The 6955-nt window shown below is 41.8% G+C and carries 7 protein-coding genes; all 7 read left to right on the top strand.

The genetic code is table 11. The features are described from left to right. The first annotated feature begins 290 nt into the window (after positions 1–290). Positions 291–719: a hypothetical protein gene (locus tag H6F80_RS28825; RefSeq protein WP_190794948.1), complete on the top strand. Its 429-nt coding sequence runs from the start codon at positions 291–293 to the stop codon at positions 717–719. A gap of 295 nt (positions 720–1014) precedes the next feature. Continuing rightward, the gene (locus tag H6F80_RS28820) at positions 1015–2742 is read left to right on the top strand and encodes an ABC transporter ATP-binding protein (protein WP_242067630.1); all 1728 of its coding nucleotides are present in this window, start codon (positions 1015–1017) and stop codon (positions 2740–2742) included. Between the two features lie 10 nt (positions 2743–2752). After that, positions 2753–3643, top strand: a complete 891-nt coding sequence (locus tag H6F80_RS28815) for a DUF6492 family protein (RefSeq protein ID WP_190794946.1) — start codon at positions 2753–2755, stop codon at positions 3641–3643. A 7-nt stretch (positions 3644–3650) separates the two neighbouring features. Beyond that, entirely contained in the window at positions 3651–4646 is a 996-nt protein-coding gene (locus H6F80_RS28810; RefSeq protein ID WP_190794945.1) for a glycosyltransferase family 2 protein, read from the top strand. Between the two features lie 23 nt (positions 4647–4669). Next, on the top strand, positions 4670–5572 hold the full coding sequence (locus H6F80_RS28805) for an alpha-1,2-fucosyltransferase (protein WP_190794944.1): 903 nt from the start codon (positions 4670–4672) through the stop codon (positions 5570–5572). 18 nt (positions 5573–5590) lie between these two features. Beyond that, positions 5591–6550, top strand: a complete 960-nt coding sequence (locus H6F80_RS28800) for a glycosyltransferase family 2 protein (RefSeq protein ID WP_347277944.1) — start codon at positions 5591–5593, stop codon at positions 6548–6550. A gap of 37 nt (positions 6551–6587) precedes the next feature. Continuing rightward, the coding region (locus H6F80_RS28795; protein WP_518523681.1) for a hypothetical protein at positions 6588–6955 on the top strand (368 nt) is incomplete at its 3' end.

Here is a 6955-nt window from a genome sequence, read left to right as displayed (position 1 = left end):
ATTTGTATGAAGGTTCTGAGAAGTTAGAAAAACTCCCTGATTACTTTTAAGCATACTGTAATAGTTATTTAGAGAGGTCGAAAGCCTACATTCTCGATAAGTTCGATTTCACGAGTTTGGCGAGATTGAAGTAGGTTTCAGGCTGGCTCACTTAGATTAAGCAGCAATGCTTAACTGCCTACAGCTCAATAATCTAGAACTTGTATTCAGGAGCTGGGCTTTGATGGTCGTTTGATCTCAGTCCCTCCACCGTAACCTTCTGATGTGTCTGTTGCTTAAGGGAGGTCGAATTGCAGAGAACGTGTGACCGAAATCGGAAGCGATCGAAGCGACGGGCAATCTACTGTCCCATTCACGGCTGTCATCTAGATAGCGTGAGCCAGAAACATCGTCTATACGCCGATCGCCCTGGACAACTCCAGCACCGGGGTGTGAATCGAAAAACGGCACTGATGCTAGTCGCAAACCAAACAGCGGTTCCTCTAGACGGTGAGTGGCTAGAGGCTTTCTGGTGTGCTGAATGTCAGCAAACAAAATGGTATCACGTTAGAAAAAGGGATGATCGCACCTATGAGATTTCAGTCGCCCCGCAGGAACTCTGGCAGCAAGTGCAGGGCGTGATTGATCCCAAGGGCAATCCTTCAGTTGGCGAGTTCACTCGTAGGCAATCTCGAATGCTGGGTTACAACGCAATTAAGGATTTTAGGTTTGTTCATTGATCTCATTTCTGATTTTCATCCTGACTAAACCTGCATTGGAAGTCCTCCAGGTTGCTAAGCGAGCAGCATTATCCAGTTACATCAAGGGAACAGAATGTCGCCTCGAAAGCGGAGTTCTTTGGTATTAGAGAAGGCTGAGCGTCGGATTGCTGGGTTAAAGTTAATCGATCGCTACAGTTTGATTGATAACAGTTTGCGGAAACAGGATTAACCCGTTGTGAAACAGCTCAAATCTGCTTTGAATACTCCAGCTTATCGACTGATCATAGCCACAGCACGTCGAAATTGGTCCTTATTGGCAATCAGTTTATCAACCAATTTACTGGGAGCTGTGCTAGAGGGCAGTACGTTGGGCGTAATTTATCTAGCAGTTTCCCTGCTTTCGGAGGGGTCACAAAATCAACCCCAGTTGGTACAGCATTTTCTATCAGTTGTACCTCTGTCGCAAGGACAACAATTTTTGGGATTCCTGGGACTTGCTGTCTTGCTACAAGCTTTGTTAGCTCTGAGCAACTATGCCAATAAGGTGAGTACCGCCTACCTGTCAGCACGAGCACAGCCGCAGGTCACGGGTCGAGTATTTGAGCAGATCATGTCCTTTAGCTTTGCCTGCGCCAGTCATTACAAAATTGGTGACTTGTTGATGTTTTCTAACAGTGCGGCTCCTACGGTAGATGGACAAATTCAGTGCCTTAATGGCTTAGTGGTCAGCCTTTCGTTCACCATTGTCTATGCGGTTGTCTTGATTAGCCTATCTCCTGCTTTGGCACTCGTCGCAGTTCTGCTGGCACTGGTTGTCATTGTCGTGCAGCAAAGACTACTGCCCCGGTTAAGGGCTGTTGCTCACCAACTGAACTCAGCTCAGGTCGAGTTGTCTAAACGGATGACTGAGAATATTCAGGCACTCAGATTACTGCATACATTTGGCACTCAGCAGCGATCGACCGATGAAGTCATATATTTGCTGCGCGATGTGCAGGATCAGCTTCAGAGAAGGGCACGCATCCTCTTCTTACCAGATCCAATTTTAGATGTACTGCCGATTCTTTCCCTAGCAATTTTGGCTGCGCTAGCCTTTGCTATGAGCGATACGCCAGAGACAATCCTGCCGCTGCTGCTCACGTTTCTACTGGCTTTGCAGAGGCTCTCGATTCGCCTGCGGCTAGTTGCCGGAGTGTTTACGCAATTGGCAGACAGCAGTGCGAATATTCAGCGGTTAAACACGATTTTAGAAACTAGCGATAAGCAGTTTGCTTTAGTCGGGGGTAAACCGCTTGAGTCATTGCAAACCGATATCTGTTTTGAGAAGGTTAGCCTCTCCTATGCAAATGATCAAACCTATGCGCTTGGGGGTGTAACCTTTAAAATCCCAAAGAACCAAGTAACCGCTCTAGTCGGACAATCGGGTGCCGGAAAATCATCGATCGTCGATCTGCTCATTGGGTTATATCAGCCAACTCAAGGGCAGATTACAGTCAACGGCAAAGCATTGCAGCACTATAATCAGTCGAGCTGGAGACAGCATATTGGTGTAGTTAGCCAGGATACTTTTATCTTTAACAGCAGCATCCTAGATAACCTACGCTACGGTGCGCCAGAAACCACATTTGAGGAGGTCGTGGCAGCGGCTAAGGCTGCCCAAGCACACTCATTTATTCTAAATCTACCAGAGGGCTACGAAACCACTGTGGGTGAGCGGGGCTATCGCCTGTCGGGAGGACAACGGCAGAGGCTAGCGTTAGCTAGAGCAATTCTGAAGCAGCCAGAGATTTTGATTCTCGATGAGGCAACCAGCGCCTTAGACAGCGAATCAGAGCGATTGATTCAACAGGCGCTAGCTGAGTTTCAGCAAGATCGAACTGTAATTGTAATTGCTCATCGTTTATCGACGATCGTAGAGGCAGATCAAATTCTGGTATTAGAGAAAGGACAGCTTGTAGAGGCAGGAAGTCACAGAACACTAATCCAGAAACAGGGACGTTACGCTCATTACTGGAGCTTACAAACTCAAGTAGCAGTTTGACAAATTCACTATGGATTATTCAATAGTGCGAACACTGACAGATTCACGTTTACCGTTTCAAGCAAGACGAGTCAACTGGATACGTAAGTACTTGTATCACAAAAAGTGGCAGCAGAACCTACTGAGTAAAGCTCCCATCGAGATAGTTATTCCCTGTATTGAGCGTGATTTAGAAACTTTACCATTTGTTGTAGAAAACGTTCGAAAGTATCTAAATCATCCAATTCAAGATGTCTATATTGTTGCGCCTAAAACACAAAAATTGCTTAGTTTCTGCCAGAAGTTTAACTGTATCTTTATTGATGAGGAATCAGTTCTACCAATAAGACTTACTGATATAGGAAGCTATATATTTGAGGAGAAAGATCGTCGCGGCTGGATTTTTCAACAGCTGCTCAAGTTGGGAGCAGATAGTTTCACAAAAACACAGTATTACTTTGTTTTAGATGCTGACACAGTATTAGTGTCACCACAAAGCATGTTAATAAACAATCAAACTGTCTTAAATATTTCAAACGAGTTTCATTTGCCCTACCGGGCTGCATACGAGCGATTACTAGGTGAAAAACCAACGGCTCCGGTATCGTTCGTCTCACATCAAATGCTTTTCAGTAAAGAAAAACTTGCAGCACTCAAAAGAAAAATTCAACAACACACAAAAATGATCTGGCATGAAGCAATCATAAGCCGAATCGATCGTAGTGAAAACTCAAGTTTCTCCGAGTATGAGACCTATGGTAATTTTCTGTTTAAATACTATTCAAGAGATTTAACGCTTGAATATTTCTTCAACCTTTCCCTACATAGAGAGTCATTACTAGATTTTGCCAAGATTGAGAAACAGTACAGCAATATCTACAAGTCACTTTCCTTTCACTGGTACACTAGCTCAATGTATTGAAAGCTTTATGAATCAGAATTACAAGGTTTCTGTTGTGCTCCCTGTGTTTAATGCAGAAAACTTTATTGCTAAATCAGTAAGGAGTATTCTAAACCAAACTTTTACTAATTTTGAGTTTTTAATTATTGATGATGGTTCTACTGATAGAACATTCGATATAATCCGATCATTAGAGAATGAGGATTCTCGAATAAGGATATTTAGAACATCGAATCGAGGTATTGTAGATGCTCTTAATTTTGGAATACTTCATTCAAGTGGTAAGTATATAGCTAGAATGGATGCAGATGACATTGCATTACCTCAAAGATTTGAAAAACAAGTTGATTTTCTGGACAAGAACTCCAATTATGTAATTGTTGGCAACTCAATTGGTGCAATCGATCAGCGAGGAAGATTTTTAGGAAATTTCATAACAGGCCAGCTAGGACCATTCTCTCCAGGAGAGGATGAGGTTTCCAGAATATTAAATGTTGGAGCCTTTTTGCTTCATCCAACAGTCATGTATAGAAAAGACGTAGCGTTAAGGATTGGTGGCTATAGAAAAGAGTATGAATGGATAGAGGATGCTGATTTCTATAATCGAATTATAAAAGAAGGTTTTGCCTATTGTCTTCCTGAAGTTCTGCTACATTACAGAGTTCACTTGAAGAGCGTTACTCGAACGAAATCGCATACTCAACAAATTCTTAAACATAAGTTAGCAGTAGAGATGGGAGGTAGCAAATCTTTACTGCTATCAGAAGGCATAGAGAAATTTTCAGATACTGAGGCTTCTCAAGAATATCAGCTAAATTTCTTGAGACAATGGAGCTACTTATCAAACCGCCATGGTGGAGGTAAACTCACCTCCCTTTCCCTACTACTAGAAGCACTAGCGATCGCTCCCTTTAGTAAAAAAAATTGGATTACTTTATTACTCATTCTCTTCGGTGATAATTTTGTAGCGCTCCTTGTGCTTATCCGTAAAAAGCTTTTTCCCAATTTGGCTACAGGTGTATAAACTCTTTTGAAACAACCAAGTTTATGATTATTACAAAGATTCAAGGAGGTTTGGGAAACCAACTGTTTCAATATTCGGCGGGACTCAGTCTAGCACATCGAAATCGTACTGTTCTTAAACTAGATTTATCATGGTTCGAGTTCAATTCGTATCGTCAATATGGTTTATCGGACTTTAGAATTAGAGAAAACTTTGCTTCTAGAGAGGAAATAAATTTATTCTTTCAAAATCAAGCTTTTCTAAAAATAAAAAAGCAAATCAGAAAAGCTTATAACAGCATTTTTGATATTCAGCATTTTCCCTATCCAATTTCTTTAACTTATCTCCGTGAAGAGCCAGATTTTGACGCCTCAAAAGTTTTTAATATAAGTGGAGATATTTATCTTGAGGGATTTTGGCAAAGTTACAAATACATCTTGCCTGAAATAGAACAGCAACTGAGGTTGGAATTTACACCGCGCTATCCTGACCGAGCTGAGGTTTTCACAATAAGAGAAAAAATTAAAGAATCTTCCGAATCTGTTGCATTGCATATTCGACGAGGAGACTATGTAACGAACGAAACATACGCTAAAAAGCATGGTTTCATCGGATTGGACTATTATGAGAACGCTTTGAAGCTTCTAAAAAGTAAGTTGGGAAAATTCGATGTTTATGTCTTTACTGATGATATCCCTTGGGTGATGTCTAATTTTTTTCACGGCGAAGATTTTCATCTTGTCTCCGGAGGTTCCTTATTAGCTTCTGAAGAATTATATTTAATGGCTCAGTGCAATCATCAAATCCTTGCTAACAGTACATTTAGTTGGTGGGCTGGTTGGCTTAACAGCAACACCAATAAAACTGTTATTTGCCCAAAGAAGTGGATGAACGATTCAAGCTTAAGAATTGAAGATTTGATTCTATCTTCATGGATTATGATATGACCCCCGGTTTAACCATTAGTGGTCTACAAACTAGAAGTATCTAAAATGAGTATCTTCCCTCGGATCAGTATTATTACTCCTAGCTACAATCAGGGAAATTTTATTGAGGAAACTATTCAATCTGTTCTTTCTCAAAACTACCCAAATCTAGAATACATTGTTATTGATGGTGGTAGTACAGATAATACTATAGAAATTATCAAGAGGTACGAATCAAAAATTGCTTACTGGATTAGTGAACCCGATCGCGGTCAAGCCCATGCTATTAACAAAGGATTAGAAAAAGCAACAGGTGAGGTGCTGGCTTATATAAACAGTGATGATTATTACTTACCAGGAACACTTCATGCGGTTGCAGACTATTTTTTAGCTCATCCTGAAATTGACTTTTTGCATGGGCGTTGTTGCTATGTCAATACCCAGGGAAAACCCATGGGGGAACAATTTGCCGATATCCATACCTTTGATGAAATTATTGATCTTTGGGGGGTATGGTGGCAAAAACGGCAATTTGTTCAACCGGAGGTCTTTTGGACAAGGCGGATTAGCGATCGAATTGGTTCCTTCAACGAGTCGCTGTACTTTGTGATGGATTATGAATACTGGTGCAGAATTCTTTTAGCTAAAGGCAAAGTCGGAACGATCGATCGCGCCCTAACTTGTTTCAGATTTACGGAGACTCAAAAATCAAATCAAAGCGAGAAGGTTGCTGATGAGCTGCTTCAGGTTATTCGTCCCTGGTTATGGGACTGGTCATCTCCAATGGCGGGGCAGAAGCGATTGAGTCTACAAGGGCAATGGCTTTATCAGGCAATACTAATGAAGCAGATACAGCGATCGGTCTCAGAGAGCGACCCTAAATTACTGAGATGGATCAAATCTGCGGTTACAGTTCTACAGAATCCTCAAATTCTTCTAATTCCGGGGTTTCACTCAAGAGCAAGGCAATATTTCAGCCGATTGCTGTCAATTCACTAACGCCCATTTAACCCTATCTAATTCCTAAGGATAGCTCATGTCGATCGGCTCCCTTGTCCTCAAACTCCAACAGAAATACGAACACGGGTGGCAAACGGCACACTTTCGGGATACAGTTCGTCCTCGCATTCTCAACACAAAGCCGATCGTTCAAACTACCGATCGTGCCTGTGAAATTCATGTCCTCACCTGTGCTAAAGATTGGCTGAATTTGATCTGGACGCTAAAAACGTTTTATTACTACTCCAATCGCCACTATGCCCTATGCATCCATGATGACGGCACATTAACAAAAAACGATCGCGCGACCTTTCAGCATCATTTTCCTGATGCCCGAATTATCGATCGCTCTAGTGCAGACGATTGTGTCCTTCAGGAATTGCAGGCTTATCCTCGATGTTTAGA

Origin of the sequence: Leptolyngbya sp. FACHB-711, from assembly GCF_014695615.1 — a bacterium.
Classification (GTDB): domain Bacteria; phylum Cyanobacteriota; class Cyanobacteriia; order Elainellales; family Elainellaceae; genus Leptolyngbya_A.
The sequence above is the reverse complement of the archived record's forward strand: the minus strand, read 5'-3'. Positions and strand labels throughout refer to the sequence as shown.